The 26426-nt window shown below is 70.4% G+C and carries 27 protein-coding genes; 12 read left to right on the top strand and 15 right to left on the bottom strand.

Translation table 11 applies throughout. The features are described from left to right. Window positions 1-79: 79 nt before the first annotated feature. Together EBN03_RS04655 and EBN03_RS04650 are read right to left on the bottom strand one after the other, a co-directional pair. Window positions 80-1108: a PHP domain-containing protein gene (locus tag EBN03_RS04655; RefSeq protein WP_122186516.1), complete on the bottom strand. Its 1029-nt coding sequence runs from the start codon at window positions 1106-1108 to the stop codon at window positions 80-82. Further along, on the bottom strand, window positions 1109-1693 hold the full coding sequence (locus EBN03_RS04650) for a dihydrofolate reductase family protein (RefSeq protein ID WP_122186515.1): 585 nt from the start codon (window positions 1691-1693) through the stop codon (window positions 1109-1111). Window positions 1694-1924: 231 nt separating this feature from the next. Here EBN03_RS04650 and mutM point away from each other — a divergent pair, with 231 nt between their 5' ends. After that, entirely contained in the window at window positions 1925-2776 is an 852-nt protein-coding gene (mutM, locus tag EBN03_RS04645; RefSeq protein ID WP_122186514.1) for a bifunctional DNA-formamidopyrimidine glycosylase/DNA-(apurinic or apyrimidinic site) lyase, read from the top strand. Window positions 2777-2815: 39 nt separating this feature from the next. Here the strand turns inward: mutM and EBN03_RS04640 are convergent, their stop codons facing one another. Both EBN03_RS04640 and EBN03_RS04635 read right to left on the bottom strand, forming a co-directional pair. Then, window positions 2816-3457, bottom strand: a complete 642-nt coding sequence (locus tag EBN03_RS04640; RefSeq protein WP_122186513.1) for an NAD(P)-dependent oxidoreductase — start codon at window positions 3455-3457, stop codon at window positions 2816-2818. Beyond that, window positions 3454-4374, bottom strand: coding sequence for an EamA family transporter (locus EBN03_RS04635; RefSeq protein WP_122186512.1), 921 nt, complete (start codon window positions 4372-4374; stop codon window positions 3454-3456). The genes EBN03_RS04640 and EBN03_RS04635 overlap by 4 nt, the downstream gene beginning before the upstream one ends. A 78-nt stretch (window positions 4375-4452) precedes the next feature. Between EBN03_RS04635 and EBN03_RS04630 the strand changes: the two genes are divergently transcribed. The 3 genes from EBN03_RS04630 to EBN03_RS04620 are packed head-to-tail and all read left to right on the top strand — an operon-like array spanning window position 4453 to window position 6810. Beyond that, a complete protein-coding gene (locus tag EBN03_RS04630; RefSeq protein WP_122186511.1) occupies window positions 4453-5334 on the top strand; it encodes a LysR family transcriptional regulator in 882 nt (293 codons plus the stop codon). Window positions 5335-5389: 55 nt separating this feature from the next. Continuing rightward, the gene (locus EBN03_RS04625; RefSeq protein ID WP_122186510.1) at window positions 5390-6142 is read left to right on the top strand and encodes a FadR/GntR family transcriptional regulator; all 753 of its coding nucleotides are present in this window, start codon (window positions 5390-5392) and stop codon (window positions 6140-6142) included. 2 nt (window positions 6143-6144) lie between these two features. Beyond that, window positions 6145-6810: a sterol desaturase family protein gene (locus EBN03_RS04620; protein ID WP_407671077.1), complete on the top strand. Its 666-nt coding sequence runs from the start codon at window positions 6145-6147 to the stop codon at window positions 6808-6810. A gap of 127 nt (window positions 6811-6937) precedes the next feature. Here the strand turns inward: EBN03_RS04620 and rnc are convergent, their stop codons facing one another. The 4 genes from rnc to EBN03_RS04600 all read right to left on the bottom strand — a co-directional run bounded on the left by rnc (window position 6938) and on the right by EBN03_RS04600 (window position 9438). After that, window positions 6938-7675, bottom strand: coding sequence for a ribonuclease III (rnc, locus tag EBN03_RS04615; RefSeq protein ID WP_122186508.1), 738 nt, complete (start codon window positions 7673-7675; stop codon window positions 6938-6940). Window positions 7676-7695: 20 nt separating this feature from the next. Further along, complete coding sequence (rpmF, locus tag EBN03_RS04610; protein WP_122186507.1) at window positions 7696-7878, bottom strand: 50S ribosomal protein L32; 183 nt, start codon at window positions 7876-7878, stop codon at window positions 7696-7698. A gap of 2 nt (window positions 7879-7880) precedes the next feature. Then, on the bottom strand, window positions 7881-8558 hold the full coding sequence (locus tag EBN03_RS04605; RefSeq protein WP_199742620.1) for a YceD family protein: 678 nt from the start codon (window positions 8556-8558) through the stop codon (window positions 7881-7883). A gap of 130 nt (window positions 8559-8688) precedes the next feature. Next, window positions 8689-9438 (bottom strand): DivIVA domain-containing protein, encoded by a 750-nt coding sequence (locus EBN03_RS04600; protein ID WP_122186506.1) that lies wholly within the window; start codon window positions 9436-9438, stop codon window positions 8689-8691. 272 nt (window positions 9439-9710) lie between these two features. Here EBN03_RS04600 and EBN03_RS04595 point away from each other — a divergent pair, with 272 nt between their 5' ends. The 3 genes from EBN03_RS04595 to coaD all read left to right on the top strand — a co-directional run bounded on the left by EBN03_RS04595 (window position 9711) and on the right by coaD (window position 11765). Then, the gene (locus EBN03_RS04595) at window positions 9711-10187 is read left to right on the top strand and encodes a GtrA family protein (protein WP_122186505.1); all 477 of its coding nucleotides are present in this window, start codon (window positions 9711-9713) and stop codon (window positions 10185-10187) included. Between the two features lie 90 nt (window positions 10188-10277). Continuing rightward, complete coding sequence (locus EBN03_RS04590) at window positions 10278-11237, top strand: hypothetical protein (RefSeq protein WP_122186504.1); 960 nt, start codon at window positions 10278-10280, stop codon at window positions 11235-11237. Between the two features lie 33 nt (window positions 11238-11270). Further along, a complete protein-coding gene (coaD, locus tag EBN03_RS04585) occupies window positions 11271-11765 on the top strand; it encodes a pantetheine-phosphate adenylyltransferase (RefSeq protein ID WP_122186503.1) in 495 nt (164 codons plus the stop codon). 44 nt (window positions 11766-11809) lie between these two features. Here the strand turns inward: coaD and EBN03_RS04580 are convergent, their stop codons facing one another. Then, window positions 11810-12430 carry a TetR/AcrR family transcriptional regulator gene (locus EBN03_RS04580; protein ID WP_233608116.1) on the bottom strand — a complete coding sequence of 207 codons (621 nt, stop codon included), beginning with the start codon at window positions 12428-12430 and terminating at the stop codon, window positions 11810-11812. Between the two features lie 163 nt (window positions 12431-12593). Here EBN03_RS04580 and EBN03_RS04575 point away from each other — a divergent pair, with 163 nt between their 5' ends. After that, window positions 12594-13400 (top strand): tyrosine-protein phosphatase, encoded by an 807-nt coding sequence (locus EBN03_RS04575; RefSeq protein ID WP_122186502.1) that lies wholly within the window; start codon window positions 12594-12596, stop codon window positions 13398-13400. A 116-nt stretch (window positions 13401-13516) separates the two neighbouring features. On the opposite strand, the gene rsmD is transcribed toward EBN03_RS04575, so the two are convergent. Next, the gene (gene rsmD / locus EBN03_RS04570) at window positions 13517-14077 is read right to left on the bottom strand and encodes a 16S rRNA (guanine(966)-N(2))-methyltransferase RsmD (protein ID WP_122186501.1); all 561 of its coding nucleotides are present in this window, start codon (window positions 14075-14077) and stop codon (window positions 13517-13519) included. Beyond that, the gene (locus tag EBN03_RS04565; RefSeq protein ID WP_122186500.1) at window positions 14074-17478 is read right to left on the bottom strand and encodes a pyruvate carboxylase; all 3405 of its coding nucleotides are present in this window, start codon (window positions 17476-17478) and stop codon (window positions 14074-14076) included. Before EBN03_RS04565 ends, rsmD begins: the two co-directional genes overlap by 4 nt. A 348-nt stretch (window positions 17479-17826) precedes the next feature. Between EBN03_RS04565 and EBN03_RS04560 the strand changes: the two genes are divergently transcribed. After that, complete coding sequence (locus tag EBN03_RS04560) at window positions 17827-19242, top strand: short-chain fatty acyl-CoA regulator family protein (RefSeq protein WP_199742619.1); 1416 nt, start codon at window positions 17827-17829, stop codon at window positions 19240-19242. 81 nt (window positions 19243-19323) lie between these two features. Here EBN03_RS04560 and recG read toward each other — a convergent pair whose 3' ends face one another. Then, window positions 19324-21594 (bottom strand): ATP-dependent DNA helicase RecG, encoded by a 2271-nt coding sequence (gene recG, locus EBN03_RS04555; protein WP_122186498.1) that lies wholly within the window; start codon window positions 21592-21594, stop codon window positions 19324-19326. Further along, the gene (locus EBN03_RS04550; protein ID WP_233608115.1) at window positions 21595-23196 is read right to left on the bottom strand and encodes a DAK2 domain-containing protein; all 1602 of its coding nucleotides are present in this window, start codon (window positions 23194-23196) and stop codon (window positions 21595-21597) included. Between the two features lie 311 nt (window positions 23197-23507). On the opposite strand from EBN03_RS04550, the gene rpmB reads away from it, so the two are divergent. After that, a complete protein-coding gene (gene rpmB / locus EBN03_RS04545; RefSeq protein WP_122186496.1) occupies window positions 23508-23699 on the top strand; it encodes a 50S ribosomal protein L28 in 192 nt (63 codons plus the stop codon). An 84-nt stretch (window positions 23700-23783) separates the two neighbouring features. Further along, a complete protein-coding gene (locus EBN03_RS04540) occupies window positions 23784-24296 on the top strand; it encodes a GNAT family N-acetyltransferase (RefSeq protein WP_122186495.1) in 513 nt (170 codons plus the stop codon). Here the strand turns inward: EBN03_RS04540 and EBN03_RS04535 are convergent. Further along, complete coding sequence (locus EBN03_RS04535; RefSeq protein ID WP_122186821.1) at window positions 24293-25132, bottom strand: NAD(P)H-binding protein; 840 nt, start codon at window positions 25130-25132, stop codon at window positions 24293-24295. The two genes, EBN03_RS04540 and EBN03_RS04535, sit on opposite strands and share 4 nt — an antisense overlap. Before the next feature lie 82 nt (window positions 25133-25214). Here EBN03_RS04535 and EBN03_RS04530 point away from each other — a divergent pair, with 82 nt between their 5' ends. Continuing rightward, a complete protein-coding gene (locus tag EBN03_RS04530; protein WP_122186820.1) occupies window positions 25215-26141 on the top strand; it encodes an AraC family transcriptional regulator in 927 nt (308 codons plus the stop codon). Here EBN03_RS04530 and EBN03_RS04525 read toward each other — a convergent pair. Further along, a complete protein-coding gene (locus EBN03_RS04525; RefSeq protein WP_122186494.1) occupies window positions 26138-26380 on the bottom strand; it encodes a hypothetical protein in 243 nt (80 codons plus the stop codon). The genes EBN03_RS04530 and EBN03_RS04525 overlap by 4 nt on opposite strands. Between the last annotated feature and the right edge of the window lie 46 nt (window positions 26381-26426).

Raw genomic sequence — 26426 nt, 5'->3', positions numbered from 1 at the left:
TCACCATCGCCCACCGCTCTGTTGTGATGTGCAACACAGTATGGGCACGCGCGGTCGCGGAAACTGGCAAATGACCCAATCAGTTACGCGTGAAGTCCAGCAGGCCCGATAGCGGCAGGGTATTGATGATCCGTTCCGGTGGAACGCCATTGGCCACCGCCCGCGCGCAGCCGTAGCTCAGCCAGTCGAGCTGGCCGGGCGCGTGCGCGTCGGTGTCGATACTGAACCAACACCCGATCTCGATCGCCTGCCGCAGCAACCGGCCGGGCGGATCGCGACGCTCGGGCCGGCTGTTGATCTCGACCGCGGTGCCGTACTGCCGGCACGCCTCGAACACCACCTCGGCGTCGAACTGCGATTCCGGCCGGGTGCCGCGCGCCCCCTCCACCAGCCGGCCGGTGCAGTGCCCGAGGATGTCCACGGCCGGATTCGCCACCGCGTACACCATGCGGCGGGTCATCGTCTCGGCGTCGGCCCGCAGATCGGAGTGCACACTCGCGACGACGACGTCGAGCTCGGCGAGCAGGTCGGCCTGCTGGTCCAGGCCGCCGTCGTCGAGGATGTCGACCTCGATCCCGGTCAGGATCCGCATCGTCACCCCCTCCCGCTCGAACCGGTCGTTCAGCCGCCGCACCTCGTCGAGCTCGCGGCGCAACCGGTCCGCCGACAGCCCGTTGGCCACCTTCAGCCGCGGGGAATGGTCGGTGAGCGCACAGTATTCGTGCCCGAGCGCGGCGGCGGTACGCATCATCTCCTCGATCGGGCTGCCGCCGTCCGACCAATTCGAGTGGGTGTGCAGATCACCGCGCAGCAGCGTCCGGATCGGTGTCCCCTCGGGCTCGATCGGCCGTGCCGCACTACGCAATTCGGCCAGTTTGACCGGTACCTGCCCCGCGGCGGCCTGCGCGATGGCAGCGGCAGTCTTCGGCCCGATCCCCGAAAGCTCCTGCCAGCGGCCGGTTTCCACCATCGTGGCGTACTCGTCGTCGGGCAACTCCGCGACGACGTCGGCCGCGCGGCGATAGGCCTGCACCCGATGGGTTTGTGCGCGATCACGTTCCATCCAGAACGCGATCTCGCGCAGCGAGACCACCGGCTCCCGGGTCATCTACCGGATCCGGCTGTACTTGACGAAGGCCACCCCGTCCTCGAACACCCGGCTGCTCAGCACCCGGAACCGATTCGGCGCGGGCAGTGCGGGTCCCGCGCCGAACATCCGCCGGCCCGCCCCCAGCACGATCGGGTGCAGCTTGAGCATGATCTGGTCGATCTCCGGCAGCAGCACCTGCGCCAGCTCACCACCGCCGCACAACCAGATCCCGAGTCCCTTCTCGCGCTTGAGCTCTCGCACCCGGCGCAGCGGATCTGCGGCGATCAGTTCGACATTCGGCGCGGGCGGCTCCGGCAGCGTGGTCGACACCACGAACTGCCGCAGATGCTCGAACGGGCTGGCCGTGCCGGTGCGCACGGCGAAATCGTGGGTCTTGCGGCCCATCAGCACGGTGTCGAAGGTGGTGCCGGGACTGCGGTCGATGCCGAGCGCCTCGCGCACCTTCGTGGGGAGCGTCTCGGGGTACTGCCGGTTCGTCGCGTCCCGATGGTCGGAGCCGATCGGGAAGAAGTCGACGTCGCCCGCCTCGGTGGCGATGAAGCCATCGATCGTCGCGGATACGTAATAGGTCAGCTTGCGCATCGGGTCTCCTCGACGACGGGTCCGCAGTCGTAGGTGCCGGCAGCCCAACCGAGCTCCCCCGCCGAGCCTGCGAGATCGAACTACACCTCACGGTAACTCGCCCGAGCCTTCCCGTCATCGGGAACCGACGCCGGATTTGCCCGATATACCCCGGCGGGGTTCCGCGCACCGGCCGCCGGATCCACCCCCTGACCGGCGGGCTCGCGAACCCGCCCGACTAAGCTCGACGGCATGCCCGAGCTGCCCGAGGTCGAGGTGGTGCGGCGCGGTCTGGCAGACCATGTCGTCGGCCGCACCCTGCTGTCCGTCGACGTGAACCATCCCCGCTCGGTTCGCCGGCACCTGGCCGGAGCCCCGGATCTGGTCGCGCGGCTCACCGGGAGCCGGGTCGCCGGCGCGCACCGCCGCGGCAAGTTCCTCTGGCTGACCTTCGCCGATCAGGACGACGCGCTCATGGTGCATCTGGGTATGAGCGGCCAGATGCTGATCCGCCCCTCCGATACACCCCGCGACAAGCACGCCCACATCGTCGCGGAGCTGGGCGGCACCCAGCTGTCCTTCGTGGACCAGCGCACCTTCGGCGGCTGGTGGCTCGACCCGATGGTCGAGGTGGACGGCACCGTCGTCCCGGAGTCGGTGGCGCACATCGCCCGTGACCCGTTCGACCCCGCCTTCGACCCGAAAGCCGCTGCGGCGCGGCTACGTTCGAAGCGCAGTGAGATCAAACGGGTCCTACTCGACCAGACCGCCGGCCTGTCCGGCATCGGCAACATCTACGCCGACGAATCACTGTGGCGCGCGAAGATTCACCCGAGCCGCGCGGCCGGCGAACTGAGTGCCGCGGCCGCCCGCAAGCTGGTCGACGCGGCCGGCGAGGTGATGGCGGAGGCGCTCGCCGCCGGCGGCACCTCGTTCGACTCGCTGTACGTGAACGTCAACGGCAACTCCGGCTACTTCTCCCGCTCGCTGAATGCCTATGGGCGCGAAGAGGAACCGTGCGGCCGCTGCGGCGCCGCGATCCGCCGGGAGAAGTTCATGAACCGCTCGTCCTACTACTGCCCCCGCTGCCAGCGCCCCATTTGACCGGCCGAGGCGGTCAGCGCTACAGCCGAACGCACGATGTCAGACGGCCGCGGCGATCGTGAAATGGCGGTCGGGGCCGGGCATTTCGAGTTCGTCGACGACAGCGATCGCGAGATCGGGTGCGGTGATCCGCGAGGTGCCGTCGTCGTCGACGAGCAGGGTGTCCGTTCCACGCCGGTACCGGCCGCTGCGGTCCCCTGGTTCGAGGATCGCGGGCGGGCTGAGATACACCCAGTCGCCGTAGGAGTGCTCGTGGCAGGCGTGGAACTGGGCGAGGCTGGCCCGAGCGACCTCACGCCAGGCCGCGGGCACGCGGACGGGGTCGTCGATCAGTAGCCGGCCGGGGCGATCCGGGGAGCGGAGAGGCGCAGCGCCGCCGACGACGAGCACCCGGGTGCCGTGCCGCTGCGCGACGTCGAGGAAGGTGCGGGTGAGCGGTGCGAGGCGCGATTCGTCGCCGGGGGCGAGCCGGATGGTCAGGACCGCGGCGTCCACGTCCGCGAGCGCGGGGCCCAGTGCGGCGGGGTCGGCGGCGTCGACCGCGCGCACGGTCAGCCGGACACCGGGCCGGGCCGGTGCCGGGCGGCGTGCGAGCGCCGTGAGGTGGTGACCGCGGTCGAGGGCTTCGGAGACGATCGCGCTTCCGGCCGTGCCGGTCGCACCGAGGACGGCGATTCTCATGAGGTCGGTGCTTCCTTCTTCTCGGATGGGGCGAGCTGGCCGGCGACCATCGCGGTCAGTGCGAGGGCGAAGCCGGTCAGTTGGACGGCAGTGAGGCCTTCTCCGGCGACGGCCGCGCCGAGGACCGCGGCGACGAGGGGGGAGAGCAGGCCGAGGAGCGCAGTCGCGGTCACGGGGAGCTGACGGATGCCGGAGAACCAGAGCGTGTAGGTCAGCAGCGCGCCGATCAGGCCGAGCCACAGGTAGCCACCGATCGCCGGGACGTCGATGCCCGGGGGTATGCCGTCGATGGCGAGGGCGGGGACCAGCAGGACGAGGCCGGCGGCGGTCAGCTGCCATCCGGCGAGGCCGACAGCCGAGACTCCGTCGGGGCGGCCCCACTTCTTGGTGAGCACGACCCCGGTACCCATCGAAACGGCTCCGGCGAGGCCGGCGAGGATCCCGAGGGGGTCCAGAGCCGCGGCGGGCCCGATGACGACGAGCCCGACGCCGACTATTCCGACTGTCCCCCAGAGGATCCGCCACCGGGACAGGCGTTCGTGCAGGACGGCGACGGCCAGGAACGCGACTACCAGGGGCTGCGCGGCTCCCAGGGTCGCGGCGACACCGCCGGGCAGTCGCTGGGCGGCGAGGAAGAGCAGTGGGAAGAACACGCCCATGTTCAGCGTGCCGAGCACCAGGCTCTTCCACCACCACGAGCCGTGCGGTAGGCGGCGGGCGATCAGCAGGCCGATCACTCCGGCCGGCAGGGTGCGCATCAGCGCGGCGAACAGGGGGTGCCCGGCGGGCAGCAGATGCGTGGTGACGATGTAGGTCGTGCCCCAGGCCGCAGGGGCGATGGCAGTCAGCCAGATCCGGGCGGCACGGCCGGTCGCGGGGCGCTGCAGGATCGGGGTGGGGCTGGTCGTTGTGCTCACAGGTTTATGCTCCCGAGCCGTGCAGGATGAGTCCAACGCATTGTTGTCATGTGATCAATGCACTGCAATCATTGATTAATGGAGCTTCAGCAGATGCGGTACGTCCTTGCGGTGGCGCAGGAGCGGAACTTCACTCGGGCGGCGGAGCGGTGCCATGTCGTACAGTCCGCACTCAGCCATCAGATCAAGGCACTGGAACGCGAGCTCGGGGTGGAGCTGTTCGCCCGCACCAGCCGTCGCGTCGAACCGACCGCCGCCGGCGAGGCGTTTCTGGCGTCCGCCCGGGCCAGCCTGGACGCCGCCGATCGTGCGATCGCCGATGCCGCCGCGGCATCGGGGAAGATCCGCGGCACGCTGACCATCGGATTGATCCCCACCGTCACCGCGATCGACGTCCCGGCCACACTCGCACGATTCCATCGGACGCATCCCGAGGTACGGATCAACGTCCGCACCGGCGCCAGTGACGAGTTCATCGCCGCCATCGAGGGCGGCGCCATGGACGTGGCCGTGCTCGGGCTGCCCGCCGAGCAGTCACATCGCGGAGTGACCATGCAGGTGCTGGCTCGAGAACGCCTCGTCGCAGTCGTGGCCGCCGGCCACCCGCTCGCCGGCCGACGACGAGTGCGCTTGGCGGAACTGGCCGACGAGACCTTCGTCGACTTCCCCGACCGGACGCCGGGACGCGCCCAGTCCGATCTCGCCTTTCAAGCCGCCGGCGTCCGCCGCGACGTCGCGTTCGAGGCGATGAGCACGGACCTGATCCTGGGCCTCGTCGCACAGGGTCTCGGGGTCGCCCTGCTCGCCCCGGGCCTGGTCCCCGACGGGAACGGCCTGCACGCGATCCCCGTCACCGATGGACCGACTCGTGTCCAGTGCCTGGCGTGGAGCGGCTTCAACGCCTCACCCGCGGCACAAGCCTTCGTCCAGGGGTTTCCGGGAGACGGCGACACACACTGAACCGCGACTGGTCTGACCACTTGACCACCGGACCACAAGGGCGCAGAGTGGTCGTATGGCATGGACACCTGTGGTGAAACGCTCCGTCGCCGGCGATGTGTTCGAACAGATCGCCGACGAGGTACTCAGCGGAGAACTGGCGGTCGGCAGCTCGCTACCCAGCGAACGACAGCTCGCCGAGGCCTTGGGCGTTTCGCGGCCGGCCGTCCGCGAAGCACTGCAACGACTGTCGGCAGCCGGACTCGTCTCCGTCCGCCAGGGCGGCACCACGACCGTCCTCGACTACCGGCGCAGCGCCGGGCTCGAGGTGCTCCCCCGACTGCTGCTACGCGGCCGGACCATCGATCCGGCCGTGGCACGCAGCGTGCTGGAGGCCCGGCTGCACAACGGACCCAAGATCGCCGAACTGGCCGCTGCGCGCGTCCGCGCACACCCCCGTCATGCCCAGGTCGTCACCGTCCTTCGCGAACTGGACGAGACGACCGATCGCCTGGCGGAATCCACCGATCCGCTGGCACAACAGCTCATCGCACTCGAGTACTGGGACCACGTCCTCGATCTCGCCGACTCGATCGCTTTCCGGCTGATGTATTCCATGCTGCGCGCGGCCTACGAGCCCGCGCTCCCCGCACTGGCTCCGGTCATGTCCGCCGAGGTGGGCAATATCGGCGCCTACCGACATCTGGCCGCCGCGATCGGCGCGGGCGCGCCCGACCTGGCAGCCGACCGGGCACGCGCCCTCCTCACCCCGGCCACCACCGCACTGCTCGACGCGCTCGACGCGGCGACACCCACCGACGAGGTATGACCATGTCCGACACCGAACGCACCCTGCGCCGCGGCCTCACACTGCGGGCGGCCGCCCGCGAATTCGCCCGGCACCCGTCCCCCTGGATGATCGGCGTCACCCTGATGGTGAGCCTGACCGCGCGAATCCTGCTGGGCGACTGGCAGATCACCGATGCGATCGTTCCTGTCGCGATCATCGGCCTGTTCCCAATGTACGAGTGGGTGATCCACGTGACGATCCTGCACTGGCGCCCACGCACTCTCGGACCGCTCACCCTCGACAGCGAACTCGCCCGCGAACACCGCAAGCATCATGTCGACCCGCGCGCGATCCCGCTCATCTTCATCCCGACCCGCTCGCTCGCGGTGGTCATCGCGGTGCTCGCCGCGATCGCCCTGCTGGTCTTCCCCCGCGTCGCACTGGGCCTGACCTTCGTGCTCACCGTCACCGTCGTCGGACTGGTCTACGAGTGGACCCACTATCTCATCCACACCGACTACAAGCCGAAACACGCGATGTACCGGGCGATCTGGCGCAACCATCGCCACCACCACTACAAGAACGAGCACTACTGGTTCACGGTCACCACGGCGAACACCGCCGATCGACTCTTCGGTACCGCCCCCGACCCGGCGGCCGTCCCGACGTCGCGCACCGCACGTCATCTGCACGGAGAACCAGCGTGAGCGACAACGGAATTCGCGAACCGATCAGCTGATCAGCGGCAGCCGACACCGGACAGCAGTGTGGTCCGGAGACAGCAGTGTGGCCCCGGCAGAGAGCCGAGGCCACACACGTACTGCGCGAAGTAGTTCAGGCTTCCGCCGTCAGGGCCTGCCAGGCGGCGCCGGCGGCCTTCTGCTCGGCTTCCTTCTTGGAGCGCCCCACGCCCTGACCGTAACCCTGACCGCCGACCATGGCCGTGGCGGTGAATTCCTTGTCGTGGTCGGGACCGGTGGAGGTGATCTCGTAACTGGGCACGCCGAGTCCGCGTTCGGCGGTCAGCTCCTGCAGGCTGGTCTTCCAGTCCAGACCGGCGCCCATGCGCGGACCGCGCTCGAGCAGGTCGGCGAAAAGCCGCAGCACCACGCTGCGCGCCACCTCGATGCCGTGCTGCAGGTGAACCGCGCCGAGCAGCGACTCCATGCCGTCGGCCAGGATGCTGGCCTTGTCGCGGCCGCCGGTGAGTTCCTCGCCCTTGCCGAGCAGCAGGTAGCGGCCCAGGCCGCCGTCGCCCAGCAGGCGGGCGACCTCGGCGAGCGCGTGCATGTTCACCACGCTCGCGCGCAGCTTCGCCAGCTCGCCCTCGGACTTGTCCGGGTGCTCGAGGTACAGCCGCTCGGTGATGCTCAGACCGAGCACCGAGTCGCCCAGGAACTCCAGGCGCTCGTTGGTCGGCAATCCGCCGTTCTCGTACGCGAAGGAGCGATGTGTCAACGCGAGCCGGAGCAGCTCCGGCTCCACCTCGACACCGAGCGCGGCGGTCAGGCTGGAATGATCGGCGGCCTCACCCACAGCGGGTGAGGCCGAGCCGTCCTTGCCTGTTGTCATTGTCGCCTACCCGGACCGGGTCAGACGGCAGCGGTGACCTGGCGGCCCTTGTAGGTGCCGCAGCTCGGGCACGCGATGTGCGGCAGCGTCGGCTGACCGCAGGCGCGGTTCGGGCAGGTGATCAGGGCGGGCGCAGTGGCCTTCCACTGGCTGCGCCGCGAGTGGGTGTTCGAACGGGACATCCGGCGCTTCGGAACGGCCACGACTACTTCTCCTCTGTCGTCGAACTCGCCGACCCGTTCCGGGCGGCAAGCGATCGGTCTACGTGTGATTCATCGGTGTCGTCGACACCGGTGCCGGGGGCCCCGTCTCCGGGAGCCTCAGCCGCGAACTTCGCAAGCTTGGCCCAGCGAGGGTCCAGTATCTCATGACTGTGATCCGGACCCGCAATCGCCATCCGCACTCCACATTCCGAGCAGAGCCCGGGACAGTCGGGTTCGCACAGCGGCTGCAGCGGCAGCTCCAGGCCCACCACGTCCGCGATCACCGGTTCCAGGTCGATCTCGTCGTCGACCAGGCGGTGGATCTCGTCCTCGGTGGTGGTCTGCTCGGTGGCACTGTCCGGGTAGGCGAACAGCTCCGTGATCGATACCTCGAGTTCGTCGGTGAACGACTCGAGGCAGCGGGTGCATTCACCGGCCAGCGGCGCGGTGAGCGTGCCGGTGACCAGCACACCCTCCGAAACCGACTGCAGCGTCAGGTCGAGTTCGACCTCGGCGCCCGCCGCAATGGCCACCATGTCCAGCCCGATCCGTTCCGGTGCGGTGACGACCCGATGCTCCTCGCGCATCGACCCCGGCTTGCGGCCGAGGCTGCGGACATCCAGCACGAAGGGCGCGTCGCCGTGACGGCGACGCGAACCGGAACCGGATTCGGCGGGCATCGAGAACTCACTCACGATCTACGGAAGGGGACGTGGACAACCAGGGAATCCTACACCGGGGCATGCCCGGTTCCCCAATCGGCGCCGCGGCCCGGAACCCGTCCGGCCGGTGTGAGCTGCGGATATCCCGCTACCGGCGGAACTCCGCCGCATAGTCCATGACCGCGCCGGCGCCGCTGCGCAGCTGCTGCCGGCCCCGGCCGACCTGCCGCAGCGTCGAGTTCATCAGCTCCTCGAAGTCCGCCAGCTTGGTGTCGACATAGTGGTCGCATTCGGCGCGCAACCGGTCGGCCTCGGCCTGCCCGGCGTCGATGACCCGCGCCGACTCGGCGTGTGCCGCCCGGACCACCTCGGTGGCCTCGACCAGACGCTGCTGCTCGGCCTTGCCCTCCGCGACCGATCGGTCGAACGACGCCTGCCCGGCCTGGATCATCCGCTCGGACTCGGTGCGGGCCCGGCCGGTGACCGCCTCGAACTCGGCCTTGCCCTCGGCCACGGTCCGCTCGGCCTCGGTCTGCGCGGCGGCCACCGTGCGGTCGGCGTGGGCGCGGGCCTCCGACACCATGCGGTCGGCGTGCGCCTTCGCGTCGGCGAGGATGCGGTCGGCCTCCTCGCGCGCCTTGGATACGGTCAGCCGCGCCTGCTCGGTGGCGGTGGTCACCGCGGTCTCGGCGGAGGTGCGGGCGTCGTTGACGATCTTGTCGCGGTGGTCGAGAACGTCCTGCGCGTCGTCGAGTTCGCCGGGCAGGGCCTCGCGGACGTCGTCGAGCAATTCGAGGACGTCGCCGCGCGGGACCAGGCAATTGCGGGTCGGCGGGAGGCCGCGTGCCTCCTCGACAATGGCCACCAGTTCGTCGAGCGCCTCGAATACGCGGTACATGGTGCCTTCCCCACTTTCGTGCAGAGCTGTTGCGCTGGTGCGACGTCGGTTGCGCAAGTGCGCCGCGCGACGCCGGTTCCACTCCCAGCCCAGTGTGCCCCTGGTCACGATCCGGTGCCCAGTCCGTTCCCGGTGTGTCGGCCGAGCTGTTTCCTAAGACACAGTCGAACAAGGGGAGGAATTCCCTCCGCTTCGGTAGCGTTCAGTACCGGCCGGTACCCCGGCGCGGGCTCGAGCCGTCCGGGCCCGCGAGTTCGATCGGATTGTTGACGATGAGTGTCCTGGAGCCGGCCTGCCCCGGTACGCCCTCGGCGCCACCCTCGGTGGCGCCGAGCCGCTCCGCACGATTCGGCGCCTTCGTCCGGGGTGACCGCTGGCAGCAGCAACTCGCGCGCTTCACGATCGTCGGCGTCCTCAGCAATATCGGCTACTTCCTGTTGTTCCTGCTCTGCTACCGCGAGGGCTCCGAGGTGGCCAATGTCGTCGGCGCGCTCGTGAGCACCGCCATCGCCAACGAACTGCACCGCCGCTTGACTTTCCGTGCCGCCGATCGCGTCGGCTGGCTGGCCGCACAGTTGGAGGGCGGCGGCATCGCCGTGGCCGGGCTGATCGCCACATCGACCGTGCTGGCCGTGCTGAACCACACCGTGCGCAGTCCGGGCAGCGCCGCCGAGGCCGGGACGGTGATCGTGGTGACCGGGCTGGTGGGCGCGGTGCGCTTCGTCCTGCTGCGCCGCTGGGTGTATTAGCCGGAACCGCACGGTTGCCGGGAACCGTTCGCCCCCTTGCGGCGTCGAAGCCCTACGAATCCGTTTCGCCGACCGAACAGCGAGGTTCGTATGCAGCAATGTCAGGGGATCCCGCGCAGCGCCGACGAGGAGATCCGCCGGGTGTGCAGCGGCGGTTACCGCCAGCGGCTCCGCCGGGCCACCAGAACCCATCCGGCCGCGCGGACCGCCGCCGCCACCCATGATCGCCACCGCAGCACCGTGCTGGCCACGCTGCGAAACCTGGCGCCCGGCAGCATCGTCAGCCATCAGTCGGCGGCGCTGCTGTACCGGGTGCCGGTGGAGCTGTCACTGCTCGACCGCGTGCACGTGACCCGCAATCGCAATCACGGCGGCCGGATCACCCCGACCCTGGCCGTACACGTCGCCGCCGTGGACACGGTCGCCGAACTCGCCGGCCTGGCGGTCACCACGCCCGCACGCACCGTGGTCGACTTGGCCCGGACCGTGCCGTTCGAGGCCGCGGTGGTCGCCGGCGACGCGCTCGCCCGCGAATACGGGGTCACCGCAACCGATCTCACCGCCGAACTGCACCGCGCCGCCCGCCGGGTGGGCATCGGCACCGCCCGCCAGGTAGTGGCGTTCCTGGACCCGCGCAGCCCCGGCATCGGTCACTCGCGCAGCCGAGTCATGTTGCGCCGCCTCGGCATACCGCAACCCCGCTCGCAGGGCGATGTCCAGTCCCACGACCGGCGCCGGCTCGGCCGCGTCGACTTCTGGTTCGGCGACACCGGAGTGGTCGGGGTCTTCGACGGCCATCTCCGCTACGGGCGGGCCGTCCATCCCGGCGGCGACGTGGTCGAGGCCCTGGCCCGGGAGCAGAGCCGCGAGGAAGCCCTGCGCCGCCACGGATTCCAGGTGGTCCGCTGGACCTGGGACGAACTGGCCGACGGCACGGCCGCGGCCCGCATCCGTGCCGCCCTGGCCCGCGCCGGCCGGCATCGCCCGCAGGGGCACATCCGTCCGGCCGAACTACCCGCGCCCCGGCCGCTCACGCTCCGGCCGCTCTGACCGCCGCCACCGGTGGCTGTTAGCGTTTCGCTCATGGCAGGAGCAGTGTGCCCCGGATCCTTCGATCCGGTGACCAACGGACATCTCGACGTCATCCGGCGGGCGGCGACGCAATTCGACGAGGTCGTCGTCGCGGTGCTGTTCAACCAGAGCAAGCAGGGCATGTTCACCGCCGACGAGCGCATCGAGATGCTGCGCGAGGTGACCGCGGACCTGCCGAACGTGCGGGTGACGGCGGGATCCGGCCTGGTCGTGGACTTCACTCGCGCGCAAGGCTTCTCGGCGATCGTGAAGGGCCTGCGCGACGCGACCGACTTCGGGTACGAAGTGCAGATGGCGCAGATGAACCGGCACATCAGCGGTGTCGACACGTTCTTCGTCACCACCGATGCCCGCTACAGCTTCGTCTCCAGCAGCCTGGTCAAGGAGGTGGCCGCCTACGGTGGCGACATCTCCGAGCTGGTGCCGAAGCCGGTGCACGCCCGGCTGCTGGCCAAGATCGCCGAGCGCAAGGCCGAGCAGGGCTGAACCCGAATGCCACCCGCCGAGCACGAGCGGGTGGCACCGGGCGCTCAGCCCGGTTCCGTCCCCGGAATCCGCAGCGCCGGGAACCAGATGTCGGCGAGGACCTCGGCGGCCCGCTCGGCCGAGACGTCGATCGTGCCGTGCAACGCCCAGCGGGTGAAGAACCGTTCCAGTTGCGCGACAAGAAGTTCCACGCGCAGCGCGGCCTCTTCCCGACGATCGGCGGGCCAGCGGGACAGGTAGCCGGTCATGCCGGTCGCCATCGCGGCGATCCCTTCGCGGGCGACGGCACGGAACTCCGGTTCCAGCACCGCGGCCTCGTCCCAGGCTGGTAGCAGGTCCTTGTTCTCCTCGAACCAGGCGATGGATTGCCGTACCCAGGCGACGAATTCGGTGCGTGAATCGGTGCGCAGCGCGTGCTCGAGGTTCTCGAAGGAGCGCGCCACACCCATCGAGGTGGCCTCGGCACCGATCTCCCGCAGTACGTCGACCTTGCCGTTGAAGTACAGGTAGAAGGTCGCCCGGCTGCAGCCGACGACGGCCGCGATGTCGTCGATGCGGACCGCGCCGTAGCCCTGCTCGGCGAACAGCTGCCGGGCCGCCTCGACCAGCCGGGCCCGGGTCTGCTTCTTCTGTTCCTCGCGTAGCGAGGTCCGGCGTGCGTTCACGGGGCACGGTAACACCAGGCGAATAGTCCGGTTCCACCCCCACGCGGTGTTCACTGACTGTATATCTATTCGCTAGACATCATGTCAGTCAAATGCTCGACCGTCGTGCCACAGTGCTCTGTGGCCCGGCGGATGCCGGGGCTTCAACCGAAAGGGAACACCCATGATCCGACCTCGCACGATCGGCGCGACCGTCGTTCTGGCCGCCGCCCTGACCTTCGGGGTCTCACCGGGCCTGGCGTTCGCGGTCGACCCGCCGACGCCGACCCCCAGCGTCGTACTCGACCCGACCGCGCGCTCGCTCAACCTCTCCGGCGTGATCAACGCCCGCGACGTCGGCGGATACAAGACCACCGACGGACACACCGTCCGCACCGGCCTGGTGTTCCGCACCGCCGCGCTGAACGCGGCCACCACCACCGACGTCGCCGCCCTGGCCGCCCACAACGTGGTCTCCGTCCACGATCTGCGCACCAACTACGAGCAGCTGCTCTCCGGTGCCGACAAGATCCCCGCCGGTGCCACCGAACACCACGACGACGTCCTCGGCGGCCTCCCGCCGACCTCGGGGTCTGCCACCCTGTCGAACGCGGCCAACGCGTACCCGGAATTCATCACCGCGCCGGGCGCGAACGCGGGCTTCGCCGACGTGATCAAGGACATCGCGTACAACAACGGCGGCGTCCTGTTCCACTGCACCGCGGGCAAGGACCGCACCGGCTGGGCGGGCGCGGTGCTGCTCACCCTGCTGGGTGTCGACAAGGCCACCGTGTACTACGACTTCATGCTGTCGAGCTACTACCGCGACGCCGCACCCGGTGACGTCAACAACGGCGTGACCGCCGCCGAGCTCGATTCGGCCTTCGCCCAGGTGAATACGACCTACGGCAGCTTCGACAACTACGTGAGCACCGGTCTCGGCCTCACCGCCGCCGATATCGCCGCCCTGAAGGCCAAGCTGCTGTCCTGACGACACCCGCCCGCACCCGGCGAAACCGGGTGCGGGCCACGGCAATCCCGCGCTACTCGGCGCCGGCCGGCTCGGATCGACCCCGATCCCGGACCGAATCCGGTACCGGCCGAATCCTATTCGGAGTCGAAGGTCGCCAGATCCAGCCGGGTCTCGCCGTACTTGCGCGACTTCTCGGCGGACATCCCCGCCGGCCAGGCGGTCTCCGGCGTACGGGTGCCGCGCTCCACGATCACCAGCGCGTCCGGTGCCAGCCAGCCGTTACCGGCCAGCGCGGCCAGATCGGCGGCGACCTCGGCCGTGTCCACCGCGTACGGCGGATCGGACAACACCAGGTCGTAGGGTTCCACGGGCGCCCCGGCCAGCACCGAAGTGACTGTGCTCTGCCGCAATTCGGCGCCCGGCAAGCCCAGCACGGCGATATTGGCGCGGATCACCGCCGCCGCGGCGCGATCGGACTCCACCAGCAGCGCGTGCGCCGCGCCGCGCGACAGCGCCTCCAGTCCCAGCGCGCCCGAACCCGCGTACAGGTCCAGCACGCGCAGTCCCGCGAAATCGAACCGCGCGCCGACCACGTTGAACAGCGCCTCCCGCACCCGATCCGAGGTGGGCCGGGTACCGGCGGGCGGCACCTTCAGGCGCCGGCCACCGGCCGACCCGGCCACGATCCGCGTCATTGCGCCGCGGTCTCGTTGAGCCGCAAGGCGACCAGCAGGTCACCGCCCTCGACCTGCTGCACCGGACCGATGGCGATCCGCTCGACCACACCCGCGCGCGGCGCGGTGATCGCGGCCTCCATCTTCATGGCCTCGATGGTGCCGATTGCACCGCCCGCCTCGACCACGTCCCCCTCGGCGACGGCCAGGGTCACCGCACCGGCGAACGGCGCCGCGACGTGGCCGGGGTTGGTCTTGTCGGCCTTCTCCGCCACCGGGATCTCGCTGGCGATCGACCGGTCCCGCACCTGGACCGGCCGCAACTGGCCGTTGAGGATGCACATCACGGTCCGCATGCCGCGGTCGTCGGGTTCGGAGATGGCTTCCAGCCCGATGAGCAGCGTGACACCCTTCTCCAGCTGCACCCGGTGTTCCTCTTCCGGCCGCAGGCCGTAGAAGAACTGGTTCGCCGACAACATCGACGTGTCGCCGTACTTCTCGCGGTGCGTGAGGAATTCGGCGGCCGGGCCGGGGAACAGCAAGCGGTTCAACGTCTCCCGGCGCTGCTGCGAGGTGCCGTCCAGACCGGCGCGGTCCTCGCTGGTCAGCTCGGTCTCCGGCTTGGCCGGACCGCGGCCGGCCAGGGCCCGGGTGCGGAACGGCTCCGGCCAGCCACCGGCCGGAGTGCCCAATTCGCCACGCAGGAAACCGATCACGGAATCGGGGATGTCGTAGCGGGCCGGGTCGGCGGCGAAGTCCTCCACCGACACACCGGAACCGACCAGCGACAGCGCCAGGTCGCCGACCACCTTGGACGACGGGGTCACCTTCACCAGACGGCCCAGAAGACGGTCCGCCGCGGCGTATTTGGCCTCGACCTCCTCGAAGCGGTCGCCCAGGCCGAGCGCGATCGCCTGCTGCCGCAGGTTCGACAGCTGACCGCCCGGGATCTCGTGGGTGTACACGCGCCCGGTCGGCGACGGCAGCCCGGACTCGAACGGCGCGTACACCTTGCGCAGCGCCTCCCAGTAGGGCTCCAGATCGCACACGGCCTGCAGGTCCAGCCCGGTGTCGCGCGGCGAATTCGCCGCTGCCGCAACGATCGCCGACAGCGCGGGCTGGGACGTGGTGCCCGCCATGGGCGCCGACGCACCGTCGACCGCGTCCGCGCCGGCCTGCCACGCCGCCAGATAGGTGGCGAGCTGGCCGCCCGGGGTGTCGTGGGTGTGCACGTGCACCGGCAGGTCGAAGTTCTCCCGCAGCGCGGTGACCAGGGTGTGCGCGGCCGGCGCCCGCAGCAGCCCGGCCATGTCCTTGATGGCCAGCACGTGCGCACCGGCCTCCACGATCTGCTCGGCCAGCTTCAGGTAGTAGTCGAGGGTGTAGAGGTCCTCGGCCGGGTTCGACAGGTCACCGGTGTAGGACATCGCGACCTCGGCGAGCGCGGTCCCGGTCTCGCGGACCGCGTCGATGGCGGGGCGCATCTGGTCGATGTTGTTGAGCGCGTCGAAGATCCGGAAGATGTCGATGCCGGTGTCGGTGGCCTCGCGGACGAACGCCCGGGTGACCTTCTCCGGATACGGGGTGTAGCCCACCGTGTTCCGGCCGCGCAGCAGCATCTGCAGGTTGATGTTCGGGATCGCCTCGCGCAGCGCCGCCAGCCGCTCCCACGGGTCCTCGTGCAGGAAGCGCAGCGCCACATCGTAAGTCGCGCCACCCCAGCACTCGACCGACAGCAGCTCCGGCGTGAGCCGGGCCACGTGCCCGGCCACCTGCAGCAGGCCGTTGGTCCGCACCCGGGTGGCCAGCAGCGACTGGTGGGCGTCGCGGAAGGTGGTGTCGGTGACGGCCAGCGCAGGCTGTTCCCGCAGGGCCCGCGCGAAACCCTCCGGCCCCAGCGCGAGCAGCCGCTGCCGCGAGCCGGGCGGCGGCGGCACGGTCAGGTCCAGCGCGGGCAGCTTGTCGTGCGCGTAGATCTTCGACGGCCGGGCGCCGTGCGGCTGATTGACCGTGATGTCGGCCAGGTAGCGCAGGATCTTGGTGCCGCGGTCGGCCGAGCCGCGCTGCGTCAGCAGGTAGGGCCGCTCGTCGATGAACGAGGTGGTGACCCGCCCGGCCCGGAAGTCCGGGTCGTCGAGCACCGCCTGCAGGAACGGGATGTTGGTGGCCACACCACGGATCCGGAACTCGGCCACCGCCCGGCGCGCCCGCGCCACGGCCTGCCCGAAATCCCGTCCGCGACAGGTCAATTTGACCAGCATCGAGTCGAAGTGGGCGCTGACCTCGGCACCGAGATTGGCCCCGCCGTCGAGCCGGATACCGCCACCGCCGGGGCTGCGGTAGGCGGTGATCCGGCCGGTGTCGGGCCGGAACCCGTTGGCCGGATCCTCGGTGGTGATCCGGCACTGCAGGGCGGCACCGCGGATGTGGATCGAATCCTGGCTCAGGCCGAGGTCTGCCAGCGACTCACCGGACGCGATGCGCAGCTGCGCCTGCACCAGGTCGACATCGGTGATCTCCTCGGTCACCGTGTGCTCGACCTGGATCCGCGGATTCATCTCGATGAAGACGTGGTTGCCGCGCTCGTCGAGCAGGAACTCGACGGTACCGGCGCAGCTGTACCCGATCTGCCGGGCGAACGCCACGGCGTCCGCGCAGATCCGTTCCCGCAGTTCGGGATCCAGGTTCGGCGCGGGTGCCAGCTCGATCACCTTCTGGTGCCGGCGCTGCAGCGAGCAGTCTCGCTCGAACAGGTGGATGACGTTGCCCTGCTGGTCGGCGAGGATCTGCACCTCGATGTGGCGGGGGTTGACCACCGCCTGCTCCAGGAACACCGTCGGGTCGCCGAACGCCGACTCCGCCTCGCGGGCGGCCGCCTCGATCGACTCGCGCAGTTGCGCCCGGTCGGCGACCCGGCGCATGCCGCGCCCGCCACCGCCGGCGACGGCCTTCACGAACAGCGGGAAGTGCATCGACTCGGCGGCCGTCAGCAGCTCCTCGACATCGGCCGAGGGGGCGCTGGAGTCCAGGACCGGCAGTCCGGCCGCGCGGGCGGCCGCGATCGCGCGCGCCTTGTTACCGGTCAGCTCCAGCACCTCGGCCGACGGGCCGATGAAGGTGATGCCGGACTCGGCGCACGCGGCGGCCAGGTCGGGGTTCTCCGACAGGAAGCCGTACCCGGGGTAGATCGCGTCCGCGCCCGCGGTGCGGGCGGCCTTCATGATCTCGGCGATCGACAGGTACGCCCGGACCGGGTGACCCGGGACGCCGATCTGGTACGCCTCGTCGGCCTTGAGCCGGTGCACCGAGTTGCGGTCCTCGTACGGGAAGACCGCCACGGTCCCGACACCCAGTTCGTAGGCGGCACGGAAAGCCCGGATCGCGATCTCGCCGCGGTTGGCGACCAGCACTTTGGAGAACATCCGCTCAACCTACCCGGTGGCGAGTCGGCACGAACGGCGAGCGCAGGGGTCGGTACAAACATGGTCACGCCCCGGTCGGCGGTGTGAGGATCAGGACACATACGACAGTCCGGTCGGTTCCCGGCGCACCCGGGGCTATTTTTCCGGCGCGCGTTCCCGACCCCGTTCGGCACCGCCCGCCGCACCCCGGAAAGCCCGCTGTCCAGCATCCCGGCAGAACGGACCGCTTCGCATACTCCACAGTAGTTCGATCTTGGAACGGCCTAGGGTGGCAGGAGTTATCGCGTGTTGACATCAAAATTGCAATGATTGCGAAGGCTTCTGGGTAGCATCTGCGGCGTGCGCAAGATGTATGCGGGCGCTCGGTTACGCCGGTTGCGCGAGGAACGTCACATGACCCAGGCGGCACTGGCGAAGTCCCTGGATCTGTCGCCCAGCTACCTGAACCAGCTCGAGCGCGACCAGCGTCCGCTGACCGTTCCGGTACTGCTGAAACTGAACTCCACGTTCGACCTCGACGTCCAGTTCTTCGCCGCCGACTCCGACGCCCGGCTGGTGTCGGACCTGCACGAGGTGCTCGTGGAAGCCGCCGGCGGCACCCCGCCGCCCGCCGCCGAGGTCGAGGACCTCGCCAGCCGGCTCCCCGAGGTCGCCAAGACCATCGTGGCCATGCACCGGCGGCTGCGCGCCGCCACCGACCAGCTCGACCTGCTGTCGTCGAAGGTCTCCACCCCCACCGGGGTCACCGGCGTGCCGATGCCCTACGAGGAGGTCCGCGACTTCTTCTACGACCACCACAACCACATCGCCACCCTCGACCTGGCCGCCGAGCGGCTCTTCGACGAGTGCGGGCTGACCATCGGCTCGATCGACCGCCAGCTGGCGCGCGTCGCCGAGGAACGCGCCGGGGTGACCGTGCTGGTCCGCGGCGACGGCGCCGACCCCACCATCCCGAAGCGCCACTACGACCCCGACACCCGCACCCTCACGCTGGCCCGCCGGCTGCGGCCCGGGCAACGCGCGTTCCAGATCGCCACCACCATCGGATTCCTGCTGTACGGCAAGACGATCGACGACGTGCTCGCCCAAACCCCCTCGCTCACCGGCGAATCCCGGGCCCTGGCCCGGGTCGGCATGGCGAACTACTTCGCCGGCGCGCTGATCCTGCCCTACAGCCGGTTCCTGCGCTCCGCGGAGGAGCTGCACTACGACATCGACCTGCTCAGCCTGCGGTTCGAGGTCGGCTTCGAGACCGTCTGCCACCGGCTGTCCACCCTGCAGCGCCAGGGACAGCGCGGCGTCCCGTTCTTCTTCGTCCGCACCGACCGTGCCGGCAATATCTCGAAACGCCAGTCCGCCACCGCGTTCCACTTCTCCCGGGTCGGCGGCAGCTGCCCGCTGTGGGTGGTGCACGAGGCGTTCGACCAGCCCGGCCGCACCCTCACCCAGGTCGCCGCGATGCCCGACGGGCGCCGCTACCTGTGGATCGCGCGCACCACCCATCCGAGCCCGCACGGATACGGCACCGCGGCAAAGGAATTCGCGGTGGGCCTGGGCTGCGATATCGAATACGCCGACCAGCTGGTGTACTCGCGCGGCCTGCAGCTCGACGACCCGGCCGCGGCCGTGCCGATCGGCGCCGGCTGCAAGGTGTGCGACCGCACCGCCTGCCCGCAACGCGCTTTCCCGCAGATCGGGCGGACCCTGGCGGTACCGGAGAACACAGCCACCGACCTGCCGTACCCGCGTTTGAACGGCCGGTAGCGCAGCAGCCGAAACCCGTGCGCCGCAGTCGAAGTCCGGATCGTCGACCGGGACGAACCCGCCCACTCGGCGGCCGGGCACTCACGACTTGGCCAGGTACTCCAGGCGTTCACCGTCCACGGCGGCCCGCATCATGCTGGCCAGACCGGGATGCCGGGACAGATCCGGGTCGCCGTCGACCACCGTGCGCGCCAGCTGCTGCGCGGTGGTGATGACCTCCAGGTCGTCGAGCAACGACAGCAGCTTCAGCGTGCGCGCGGTACCGGACTGCGCCGACCCCAGCACATCGCCCTCCCGGCGTTGCCGCAGGTCCAGCACCGACAGCTCGAAACCGTCCAGGCTGCCGGCCACCGCGTTCAGCCGGGCCATGGAGGTGCCGGCCGGCGAGGCCTCGGTGATCAGCAGACACAGCCCCGGATGTCCACCCCGGCCCACTCGCCCGCGCAGCTGGTGCAGCTGACTGACGCCGAACCGGTCGGCGTCGAGTATCGCCATCACGGTGGCGTTCGGCACGTCGACACCGACCTCGACGACGGTGGTGCAGACCAGGACGTCGATGCCGCCGTCGTTGAATTCCCGCATCACGCGGTCCTTCTCGTCGGCGGGCAGCCGGCCGTGCAGCAGCCCGACCCGCAGACCCGCGAGCGCACCGGCCCGCAGCGTCTCGAACACGTCGATCGCCGCCGCGGTGGTCGGCTCCTCCTTCTCCTCGGCCGCCTTACCCTTGCGGCCCTTGGCTTTCGCCGCGGTCTCCTCGTCCTCTCCGATCCGGGAGCAGACCACGTACGCCTGCCGCCCGGCACCGACCTCCTCCCGGATCCGCTCCCACGCCCGGTCCACCCAGGCCGGATGCTGCTTGGCCGGAACAACTTTCGTCACGATCGGCGAGCGCCCGCGGGGCAGTTCGGTGAGCGTGGAGGTCTCCAGGTCGCCCAGGGTGGTCATCGCGATGGTGCGCGGGATCGGGGTCGCGGTCATGACCAGCAGGTGCGGGCTCGAGCCCTCCTTCGCCTTGGCCCGCAACGCATCCCGCTGCTCGACACCGAAGCGGTGCTGCTCGTCGACCACGACCATGCCGAGATCGAAGAACTCGACGTTGTCCTGGATCAGGGCATGGGTGCCGATCACGATCCCGGCGGTACCGGTCATCGCGTCCAGCAACGCCGCCTTCTTCGCCGCCGCGGGCATCGAACCGGTCACCAGGACCAGGCGGGTGGCCTTGTCGTCGGCGCCCAGTTCACCGGCCGACCCCAGATCGCCGAGCATCTTCTGCAGCGATCGATAGTGCTGGGCGGCAAGCACTTCGGTTGGGGCCAGCAGCGCGCACTGCCGTCCGGCGTCCACCACCTGCAGCATGGCCTGCAGCGCGACGATGGTCTTGCCCGAGCCGACCTCACCCTGCAGCAGCCGGTGCATGGGATGCGAGCGACTCAGGTCGTCGGAGATCTCGCCGACCACCTTCTGCTGGCCGGCCGTCAACTCGAACGGCAGCCGGTGCTGGAACGCCGCCGCGATCCCGTCCGGCACCGGCGGGCAGCGCTCGGCGGTGCGGGCCTCGGCGTCGTGCCGCCGCGCGGCCAGCACCAGCTGCAGCGCCAGCGCCTCGTCGAAGCGCAGCCGCTCGCGGGCCTGCTCGATATCGGATTTCCGTTCCGGCAGATGGATCAGGCGCAGCGCGTCCGAGACCGGCATCAGACCGGAATCGGCGCGCAGATCCTCGGGCAGCGGCTCGTCGATGGGGTCGAGGATGTCGAGCACCTGGCGCACGCAGTGCACCAGATCCCAGCTCTGCACCTTCGCGGTCGCCGGATAGACCGGGATGAACTCTCGCTGGAAGAACGAGGTGTCCACTCCCCCTTCACCTTTGGACGCTTCGGCCAGCCCGCGCAGGCTGCCGCCGCCGCGTACCTCGGTCAGGCTCTCCACCGTCTGCCCGGCCTCGGGCAGGATCAGATAGGAGGGATGGGTGAGGTTCCAGCGGTCCGGCTTCCAGTAGTGGACGGTGCCCGACATCATCGCGCGCACACCGGTTTTCACCAGATACGCGACCTTGTCGCCGTTGAAGAAGGTGATCTCGATCGGGCGGGTGTTGCCGACGTCGAGTTCCACCTTGAGGATCGAACCCCGACGCTGACGCATCGGCCGTTTCTCGGCCTTGGTGACCCGGCCGACCACGGTGAGATGGGCGCCCTCCTCGGGCGCGTCCTCGGTCAGCTCCTGCCCCTGCGTGGCGTACCGCAGCGGATAGTGCCGCAGCAGATCCTCGACGGTCTCGAAATCGAAGGATTCGGCCAGCTTCTCGGCAGCCTTCACTCCGAGTACGTGATCGAGCCGATCGGTCAGTTTCGCCATCTACTCCACCCCGATCTGCACCAGGTCGACGCGTTGGCCCCCGGTGTAACAGGCGACCTCGACACCGGGGAATCCGGCCTCGACGTGTGCGGCCAGTTCCGCCCCGAACCCCGGCGGCGCGTCGGCACCCACGAGCAGGGTCACCAGCTCGCCTCCGAGGTCGAGCATCCGGCTCAGCAGCGTGCGAGCGGCTCGGCGCACGTCGACGTCGATGACCACGACATCGTCACCGACCAGGCCCAGGCCGTCGCCGGGCGCGCAGGTGCCGACGATGGTCAGGGCCCGTTCGGTCGCCACCCGCACCGCGCCCGAGCGGGTACCCGCGGCGGCCTCGGCCATGGCGACCGCGTCCTCCACGGTGAGCCGGCCCGCGTCGTGCACCGCCAGCGCCGCCAAGCCCTGCGGCACCGAGCCGCTCGGCAACATCAGCACCTCGCGACGTCCGGCCCGCGCGGCCGCGGCCACCGCGACCAGTTCCTGCGCCGGAATCGCGCCGTTGGGCAGCACGAGGACCTCGTGGTGCGGCATCCGCCGGATCGCCGCCAGCAGGTCGTCGGCGGTCGCCGGGCCGTCGAGCACGACCGCGCCCGCGTCCTCGAACAGCCGGGCCGCACCCGTACCGGCGGTGAGCGCCAGCACACCCCGATCGCCGGCGGCCGGCGGGTGCACGACCAGCGATTCGATCCGGATCGCGCTGGGCCGGCCGGCCGCCAGGCCCGCCTCGACGGCAGCACCGGCGTCGGCACAGTGCACGTGCGCCGACCAGCCGCCCGCACCGTCACCCACCACGACAACCGAATCACCCAGTGCCGCAAGGCTTTCCCGCAACACATCGATATCCGCGGGGGTGGCCTCGCCGACCCGGTACATCACCTCGAACTCGGGAACCGGGCCGGCCACGGGCACCACATCGCAGGCTTGCCCCGGGGTCCGGCGCGCACGGTCACCGCGCCGCCGCTGGGCCGGACCCTGATACTCCGGCCGCACCGGCGCTCCCGCACCGGCGACGACCACCAGCGCGTCCAACAGCACCAGCAGCCCCCGTGCGCCCGCGTCGACCACCCCCGCCGCGCGCAGGGCGTCGAGGTGTTCGGGCGTCTCGTCGAGCGCCTTGGCCGCACCGTCGGCCGCCGCCCGCGCGACCGCGGCCAGTTCGGGTTCCACACAGTCGGCCGCGCTGTCCGCGGCGGCCTCCAGCACGGTCAGCATGGTGCCCCGCACCGGCACACTCAACGCTTCCCGGACCAGCACCGCGCTGCGCCGCAGCCCGTCGCGCAGCCGCGCGGCCGTCATCTCACCTTCGGGCACCGCCTCGGCCAGGCCGCGCAGCAGCTGCGACAGGATGATGCCCGAGTTGCCGCGCGCACCGGCCGTACCGGCGCGAGCCATGGCCCGCAGGACCTCGTGCGCGCCGGCGGACCCCCGGGCGCCGTCCACCGCGGCGCGCATGGTGGTGAGCAGATTGGTGCCGGTGTCGGCGTCGGCGACGGGGAAGACGTTCAGGGCATTGATCTCGTCCCGGTGCCGGTGCAGCGCCTCGACGCAGCGTTCCCCCCATGTGACGAGCTGCGTCCCGTCGAGCGACCGCGGATCCCCGGGCACCGCCACCGTCCTTCCACACCTGCCGCACCAGCTGCCGATTCCGTGTCCGCCAGGGTAGTCGGCCGCACCGACAGCTCCCCGGCAGGCGCCGGGCGGCCGCGCACCGGCCCCGCCACGGGCGATCGAGTCCGTACGGGGGCGATTTGGCATCGCCGGACCGCGACCGCTACTCTTGCAGGGTTGCCTGACGCGACCGTCGGTCGGTTGCGTGCGCCAGCGGATCACCGCAGGCGGGCATTGACATATTAGGTTTCCGGACTGCCGCCTGTTGTGGACGGCTGTTCGAACATGACATGAAGGAGCTCGCGACTATGGCTGCCGTCTGCGACGTCTGCGCCAAGGGCCCCGGCTTCGGGAAGTCGGTTTCGCACTCGCACCGGCGCACCAACCGTCGCTGGAACCCGAACATCCAGACCGTGCGTGCCCAGGTCGCTCCGGGCAACTCGCGCCGGATGAACGTGTGCACCTCTTGCCTGAAGGCCGGTAAGGTCGTCCGCGGCTGAGGCCGCACCTGCTTACCACTGAGCCCCGGTTCACCATTGGTGGATCGGGGCTCGGTCGTGTTCCGGTCAGCCGCGGGCGGGCCCGTGGCTGACCAGGACTGGCAGGTGCTCCCGCTGGGCGCGGCACACACCCGCTCGCTGGCCGTCTGCCACATCGAGTGCTGGCGCGAGGCGCACTGGCACCTGGTGCCGCGGCACCTGATGGACGCCTTCGACGTCGACCGCCGCGCTGCCCAATGGGAACGACAGCGGGTGCGCGGGCTGTCGACGACCGTGGTCGCCGTCGCGACGGGCACCACCGAGGTGATCGGCTTCGCCGACGCCGGCGCGCCCCGCGACCTGCCGGCCGCCGCGACCGCCGAACTCTGCGGCCTGTACGTGCGGGCCGCCTGGTACGGCACCGGACTGGCCCGAGAACTGCTGGACACCGTCCTCGATCCCGCGACCGACACCTCACTGTGGGTCTTCGACGACAACCCTCGCGCACAGGCCTTCTACCGGAAGTCCGGTTTCCGCCCCGACGGCACGCGCCGCCCGGAGCCGTTCACCCTGGCCCCGGAGATCCGGATGATCCGGCCCGGCACCCCGCCGCGCTAGCTCTCCCCCACCCACGCCCCGGCCGCGGCGGCCCGGGTGACGAAGTCCTCGAACGTTCCGGCCGGACGGCCCAGCGCCCGGGACACGTCCGAGGTCACCGTGGCACCCACACCGTCCGCCAGGTCGCCGAGGATCCCGGCCAGCAGTCGGGCGGCCGGCTCCGGAACCCCGAATCCGGTATGGAGCGCCACGAATTCGTCCACCGTACCGGGCACATAGCGCACGTCACGGCCGGTCGCCGCGCCGATCAGCTCGACCGCCTCCGCGAATCCGATCGCCCGCGGACCGGTGAGTTCGTAGATCCCACCGTCGAATTCGTCACCCGTCAGCGCCCGGGCCGCCACCGCCGCGATGTCCTCGGCATCCACGAACGGCGCCCCGCCGGCACCGGCCGGCAACGAGAGCACGCCCGCCAGAACGTCTGCCCGCCAGAAACTCTCGCTGAAGTTCTGCGCGAACCAGTTGGGCCGCAGCACCGTCCAGTCGATCCCGCTCTCGCGCACCGCTGCCTCGGCAGCGTGGAGCGGATGGTCGGGGTGGCCCGCGCCCGGCGCGGACAACAGCACCAGGCGCCGCACACCCGCCGCGACCGCGGCCGCGACGAAACGCGGAATCCGTTGCCGGCCCGCAGGTTCGAACTGCAACTGCGGTTCCACGAGGTAGACGGCCTCGGCGCCGTCCACTGCGGCGGCCCAGGTCGCCGGGTCACCGAGATCCACCGCGAGATCGGCGCCGGAGCGGGCGGCCGTCCGCGGCCGGTGGCCCGCGGCCGTCAGGTGCTGTGCGACGCGGCGCCCGGTCTTACCGGTGCCGCCGAGAACCAGAATGTGAGTCATGTTCTTCATCCAAGGCCGGACCGGCGAGACGATCCATGGGAATCAGTCCACGATCCCTCGGTGATCGTCTACCGTTGCGGTGGTGGATGTGTTGAGCGACCTGCTGATCCGCGCCCGTGTCGGTCATACCGACGTCCACCTGCTGCGGCAGAGTCCGCCGTGGTCGCTGGCGTTCGCCGCGGGTGGCGACGACGAGATCGTCGTGCTGGCGACGCTCGGTGGCCCGGCACATCTGCGGACCGACAGCGGCCACGACGCTCCGCTGGGCGCCGACGCCGTCATGGTCGTCAAGGCCACCGGATACACCGTCGCCGACAACCCGGCGACGGCACCGCAGGCACTGATCAAGGACGGACGCAAGATCCTCCTCGGATCGGAGGTGGCCGCCATCCGCCCGCTCGCGGCCCGCACCTACGGCGACGGCTCGGCCCACGGCCTGCTGCGCGGCGCGTATCGGCTGCACGGCGCGGTCGGCGCCCGCCTGCTGGACCTGCTCCCCGAAGTTTCGGTCACGCCCGCCGATCCCCGCGTCGGCACTCTGCTGAATCTCCTTGCCGCCGAGGCCTCCCGATCCGAGCCCGGCCAGGACGCGGTGCTGCACCGTTTGCTGGAATCGGTGCTGGTGCTGTCCCTGCGCGGACTACTGGACCGACCGGGGTTCACGCCGCCGGGCTGGTATCTCGCCACCGCCGACCCGCAGCTGGGCGGCGCACTGCAGGCCATGCACGACGATCCCGGCGCCGGCTGGACCGTCGCCACGCTGGCCGCCGCGGCGGGCCTGTCCCGCGCCCGGTTCGCCGCGCGCTTCACCGAGGTCGTCGGGCATCCGCCGCTGACCTACCTCACCGAATGGCGAATGACGTTGGCCGCCGACGCACTTCGCGACACCGACGACACCGTGGCAGCGATCGCCCGCCGCGTCGGGTACGGAGACCCGTTCGCCTTCAGTGTCGCGTTCAAACGGGTCACCGGTGTCGGCCCGTCGGCATGGCGGCGTGACGGTCCCTAGCGGGCGCCGTTCACGCAGTTCAGCGCCGGCCCGCCGGACAGGGACTGCACGACGGTCTGCACCAGGCAGGCGGTGGTGGCGGTCACGTTCGAGGAGATCGAGGACGAACCGGTCTGGGGATCCCACAGCGCGGCCACCGGCTGGACCGGCAGCACCGGATCGGCTTGTGCGACAGCCGGACCGGCCAGGACGGCGAGGGCGGCACCGGCGAACGCGGCGCCGCGGAACGTGATCGGCATACACAAACTCCTGACTCGGCGAATGGTCATGGAATGCGGTACATCA

The organism is Nocardia stercoris, from assembly GCF_003696265.1.
Classification (GTDB): Bacteria; Actinomycetota; Actinomycetes; order Mycobacteriales; family Mycobacteriaceae; genus Nocardia; species Nocardia stercoris.
This window is presented reverse-complemented; position numbering and strand designations above follow the sequence as displayed.

Bases quoted from the DNA above. Each gene is read 5' to 3' on its own strand.
- EBN03_RS04560 (WP_199742619.1), top strand. From the start codon at position 17,827: ATGTATGCGGGCGCTCGGTTACGCCGGTTGCGCGAGGAACGTCACATG.
- EBN03_RS04625 (WP_122186510.1), top strand. From the start codon at position 5,390: ATGGCATGGACACCTGTGGTGAAACGCTCCGTCGCCGGCGATGTGTTC.
- rpmB (WP_122186496.1), top strand. From the start codon at position 23,508: ATGGCTGCCGTCTGCGACGTCTGCGCCAAGGGCCCCGGCTTCGGGAAG.
- recG (WP_122186498.1), bottom strand. From the start codon at position 21,594: ATGGCGAAACTGACCGATCGGCTCGATCACGTACTCGGAGTGAAGGCT.
- mutM (WP_122186514.1), top strand. From the start codon at position 1,925: ATGCCCGAGCTGCCCGAGGTCGAGGTGGTGCGGCGCGGTCTGGCAGAC.
- EBN03_RS04605 (WP_199742620.1), bottom strand. From the start codon at position 8,558: ATGCCCGCCGAATCCGGTTCCGGTTCGCGTCGCCGTCACGGCGACGCG.
- EBN03_RS04525 (WP_122186494.1), bottom strand. From the start codon at position 26,380: ATGCCGATCACGTTCCGCGGCGCCGCGTTCGCCGGTGCCGCCCTCGCC.
- EBN03_RS04630 (WP_122186511.1), top strand. From the start codon at position 4,453: ATGGAGCTTCAGCAGATGCGGTACGTCCTTGCGGTGGCGCAGGAGCGG.
- rnc (WP_122186508.1), bottom strand. From the start codon at position 7,675: ATGACAACAGGCAAGGACGGCTCGGCCTCACCCGCTGTGGGTGAGGCC.
- coaD (WP_122186503.1), top strand. From the start codon at position 11,271: ATGGCAGGAGCAGTGTGCCCCGGATCCTTCGATCCGGTGACCAACGGA.
- EBN03_RS04590 (WP_122186504.1), top strand. From the start codon at position 10,278: ATGCAGCAATGTCAGGGGATCCCGCGCAGCGCCGACGAGGAGATCCGC.
- EBN03_RS04650 (WP_122186515.1), bottom strand. From the start codon at position 1,693: ATGCGCAAGCTGACCTATTACGTATCCGCGACGATCGATGGCTTCATC.
- EBN03_RS04595 (WP_122186505.1), top strand. From the start codon at position 9,711: ATGAGTGTCCTGGAGCCGGCCTGCCCCGGTACGCCCTCGGCGCCACCC.
- EBN03_RS04575 (WP_122186502.1), top strand. From the start codon at position 12,594: ATGATCCGACCTCGCACGATCGGCGCGACCGTCGTTCTGGCCGCCGCC.
- EBN03_RS04620 (WP_407671077.1), top strand. From the start codon at position 6,145: ATGTCCGACACCGAACGCACCCTGCGCCGCGGCCTCACACTGCGGGCG.
- EBN03_RS04535 (WP_122186821.1), bottom strand. From the start codon at position 25,132: ATGACTCACATTCTGGTTCTCGGCGGCACCGGTAAGACCGGGCGCCGC.
- EBN03_RS04600 (WP_122186506.1), bottom strand. From the start codon at position 9,438: ATGTACCGCGTATTCGAGGCGCTCGACGAACTGGTGGCCATTGTCGAG.
- EBN03_RS04655 (WP_122186516.1), bottom strand. From the start codon at position 1,108: ATGACCCGGGAGCCGGTGGTCTCGCTGCGCGAGATCGCGTTCTGGATG.
- EBN03_RS04565 (WP_122186500.1), bottom strand. From the start codon at position 17,478: ATGTTCTCCAAAGTGCTGGTCGCCAACCGCGGCGAGATCGCGATCCGG.
- rsmD (WP_122186501.1), bottom strand. From the start codon at position 14,077: ATGACGCGGATCGTGGCCGGGTCGGCCGGTGGCCGGCGCCTGAAGGTG.
- EBN03_RS04640 (WP_122186513.1), bottom strand. From the start codon at position 3,457: ATGAGAATCGCCGTCCTCGGTGCGACCGGCACGGCCGGAAGCGCGATC.